This is a genomic window from Nostoc cf. edaphicum LEGE 07299 (assembly GCF_015207245.1).
Classification (GTDB): Bacteria; Cyanobacteriota; Cyanobacteriia; order Cyanobacteriales; family Nostocaceae; genus Nostoc; species Nostoc edaphicum_B.
On record NZ_JADEXF010000709.1, the window covers coordinates 1 to 3,368 of the forward strand.

The window sequence follows — 3,368 nt, forward strand, 5'->3', positions numbered from 1 at the left end:
AGCTAGTAACGAGTTTTTTTAATCTTTCCGCCCCTGTGCGAATACTAGCAAGCGATCGCGACAAATCTTGTTCTAAAAAATCAAATTCAATCTCTTCTTTAATCTGATTAATTGCTGGAGAAACTGATGGTAACTCTTGCTCGTAAGCTGCTATTAGTTTGAGTAAATCTTGACTATAGTTTGAAACATAAATTATGTTACCCCAAATAAAACCCACTGGGTCTAAAATTTCGTGCGCTACCCCATCTACCAAACGCCCCAAGTTTGCCATTTTATCATTTTGAATCATTTGGGCTTGACTGCGTTCATAGCGAATCAAATTGTCGATTCCCCGAATTTGCCAAGAAATAATATTTAATTCTTGGACATCTAACAATCTATAAGCACCAGATTCGGTTTGGACGACAATTGGTTCTGCTAATAATTCAGGCGATCGCTTTAGACTAAGTTGCATTGTTGTTAAAATCGATGTTGTATCAGTAACAAGCAACATCGGTGTCCGCACATAGCTGTAGAGAACAGCTAATGGTTGTTGAACAAATAACTCTTGTCCGAATGGACGAATCAAAAATTCTAGTAGTCGCCGCCGCGAAATCATCCCAATGAACTGTCCCTGTTCTACCAAAATTACTCCTGGTAGCAGGGGGTATTTGTCCAAAAAACTAGCCACTTCCATACCAGTGTGGCTGATTTCCACCGAGAAGTTATACATTGGTAGTTCTTGGAGGGTTGAATCTAAACCAAGATCGCGATCGCTACCCTCAGACAAAAATGGCGGTGAAATTTGGTAACTGAATTCTTCTGGCACTAGACACCCTGATTTTTTCAAAGACAGGTAAAGAATAAGTTAATATTTTACATTCTGCCACCCTCAAAATCCGGTTTTAGTTTAGGTATCTAATAAAACTAGTGGTACTGTCAATCTGAAAATCTTTCTCAGGCGGCTGGAAGTAATTGGCGTGTAATTTATAATCTGGGTGGAGAATATTGAGAAAGCGATGTCTACGACGGGCTACGCCTACGCAAGCTAAACTAAAAATAACCTTTACGAAGAGTGCAAAGGTAGCGTTATGACCTCTGTAACCAATCCACCCAACGCTCTGACTCCTTTTCCCTTCCCGGATCATACTCAACTTCCTGAGTCCGATGGTACGTTCGTGTTCGCGGAGCGTGCCGAAGGCAAAAATTGGCAAGAACATCCCCAAAGCATCCTACTAACTGACTCAATTACACCCCTCCTTAAGCAATTAAATCCTGAAGGTGAATACTGTATAGGGCAGGACTTAGGGATTTATTGGCGGTTGACCGATCCCCCCGAAAAAGGCGCAGAAGCACCAGATTGGTTTTATGTACCGAATGTACCATTTTTGCTCAATGGGCAAACGCGACGTTCTTATGTGATGTGGCGAGAGTTTATTGCCCCGTTGATTGTCTTAGAATTTGTCTCTGGGGACGGTAGTGAAGAACGAGATAAAACTCCTTTGAAGGGTAAATTTTGGATTTATGAGCAGGTGATTCGTCCTGCCTTCTACGGCATTTATGAAGCGAGTAAAGCCAGCCTAGAAGTTTATCATCTAATTGAAGGACAGTATCAAGTTTTACCAGCAAATGAACGAGGACATTATCCTATAGTTTCTTTGGGTGTTGAATTAGGTTTATGGCAGGGAGTTTATCAGAATGTGGAATTACCCTGGCTGCGTTGGTGGGATTTAGAAGGTAATTTGTTGTTGAGTGGGGATGAAAGAGCAGAACAAGAATCTCAAAGAGCCGAACAGGAATCCCAAAGAGCCGATCGCCTAGCTGCCCAATTGCGATCGCTTGGCGTTGAACCAGAAACCTAATACCGTACTACAAATTACGAATTACGAATTACGAATTAAAAAAGGCTGGTGTAAAAGAGTCATCTGTGGCTTAATTTGTTTAGACACAAATTTTACTGCTACCAGGGTATCACGATGACAAATAGACCTCCTTCCGAACCGGAGTCATCTCAAAAAACTGCCCTTGGCTTTGATGAATTTATAGCCATTTTGGTTGCCTTCACCACTATTGGAACGATTCTTTTTTGGTCATTGTCTCGCAGAGATTCTAGTTGGAACTTAAACGGGCTGCTGTTGCCTTCCTCCACACCGTCTCCTAGTGTTCGACCAAATCCAGTATTGCCCTCTCCTGCTGCCAAGGTAGAACCTTATACAGTCCCCAACAACGTTTTGCCCTATTCTTCACCTGAAGCTGTTGTTGAACCCAAGACACTTTCATTCCCAACTAACAGCGCAACTCCTTACCGCGCAATGTTACCATCTATTCTGGTAATCCCAACTCAAGCCCCACAACCACAAACACCTGTATCTCCTCCAACAGAACTTGAGTCATCACTCAAATCATCAGCGTTGCCTTTAGTAACTCCGGCAAAACCAAAATCAATCATTCCGCCGCCAATTGCATTTAATGATGTGCCTAATGACTTTTGGAGTCGGCGTTTTATAGACGTTCTTTCTGCGCGTGGGATTCTCAAAGGGTTTCCTGATTATTCTTTTAGACCAAATCAGCCTGTAAACCGCGCTGAATTTGCTGCCATACTAGAAAAAGCCTTTGACCAAGAACCGTCTAAGACTGCGATCGCATTTCAAGATGTACCAACAAACTTCTGGGCAACTCCAGCAATTGACCAAGCCATTAGTGCGGGATTTCTCAAAGGCTACCCGAAAAAAACCTTCAAACCCCAACAAAATATTTCGCGAGTACAAGTTTTAGTTGCCCTTGTCAGTGGGCTGAATTTAAAAGCACCCACTTCCCCAAATCAGATTATTAGTGTCTATAAAGATGCTAAAGACATTCCGCCTTATGCTATCGCCAAAATCGCTGCTGCTACAACCAATGGTCTGGTAGTTAACTACCCAAATCCCCAAGTCCTCGATCCTAACAAAGTAGCTAGTCGGGCGGAAGTGGCGGCGATGATTCATCAAGCTTTAGTCAAACGGGGCAAACTGCCGGCAATTACGTCTCCTAATATAGTGCGATCGTCGCCCAAAATATCTCCAGAACTTCCACAGAGTCCAAAAACACCGACCCCAAAAGCTAAATTGACCACCGGAGGTTCGCCTCAACAATAATTACCCAAGGATCGTAGGAAGCAACTTCTACGAGTACTAGCGTTATGGGTGTAGTTTTAATATTACAAATTGTTAAAAATTTCGTTAGGAATTGTGAGAGAAGTCTGAACGCCGACTTTCGGCATTCAGACTTCATGATTTGGAATTAGAGCGTACTTCTACACAGGAGCAAGCTACGCGTAGCGTCTCGTAGAGAAGCAATAATTAGATATTAAGCTTCTGGAATTTGTTTGCCGACAACTTGTGATTTAAGAG

General features: G+C 42.6%; 2 protein-coding genes and 1 pseudogene. 2 read left to right on the forward strand and 1 reads right to left on the reverse strand.

Going from position 1 to position 3,368, the window contains the following annotated elements; genetic code table 11:
* Window positions 1–808: pseudogene (locus IQ229_RS19340) on the reverse strand (sensor histidine kinase); the annotation flags it as partial.
* A gap of 262 nt (window positions 809–1,070) precedes the next feature.
* On the opposite strand from IQ229_RS19340, the gene IQ229_RS19345 reads away from it, so the two are divergent.
* Window positions 1,071–1,841, forward strand: a complete 771-nt coding sequence (locus IQ229_RS19345; RefSeq protein ID WP_194046528.1) for a Uma2 family endonuclease — start codon at window positions 1,071–1,073, stop codon at window positions 1,839–1,841.
* A 114-nt stretch (window positions 1,842–1,955) separates the two neighbouring features.
* Complete coding sequence (locus IQ229_RS19350) at window positions 1,956–3,113, forward strand: S-layer homology domain-containing protein (RefSeq protein WP_194046529.1); 1,158 nt, start codon at window positions 1,956–1,958, stop codon at window positions 3,111–3,113.
* Window positions 3,114–3,368 lie beyond the last annotated feature (255 nt).

Bases quoted from the DNA above. Each gene is read 5' to 3' on its own strand.
- IQ229_RS19345 (WP_194046528.1), top strand. From the start codon at position 1,071: ATGACCTCTGTAACCAATCCACCCAACGCTCTGACTCCTTTTCCCTTC.
- IQ229_RS19350 (WP_194046529.1), top strand. From the start codon at position 1,956: ATGACAAATAGACCTCCTTCCGAACCGGAGTCATCTCAAAAAACTGCC.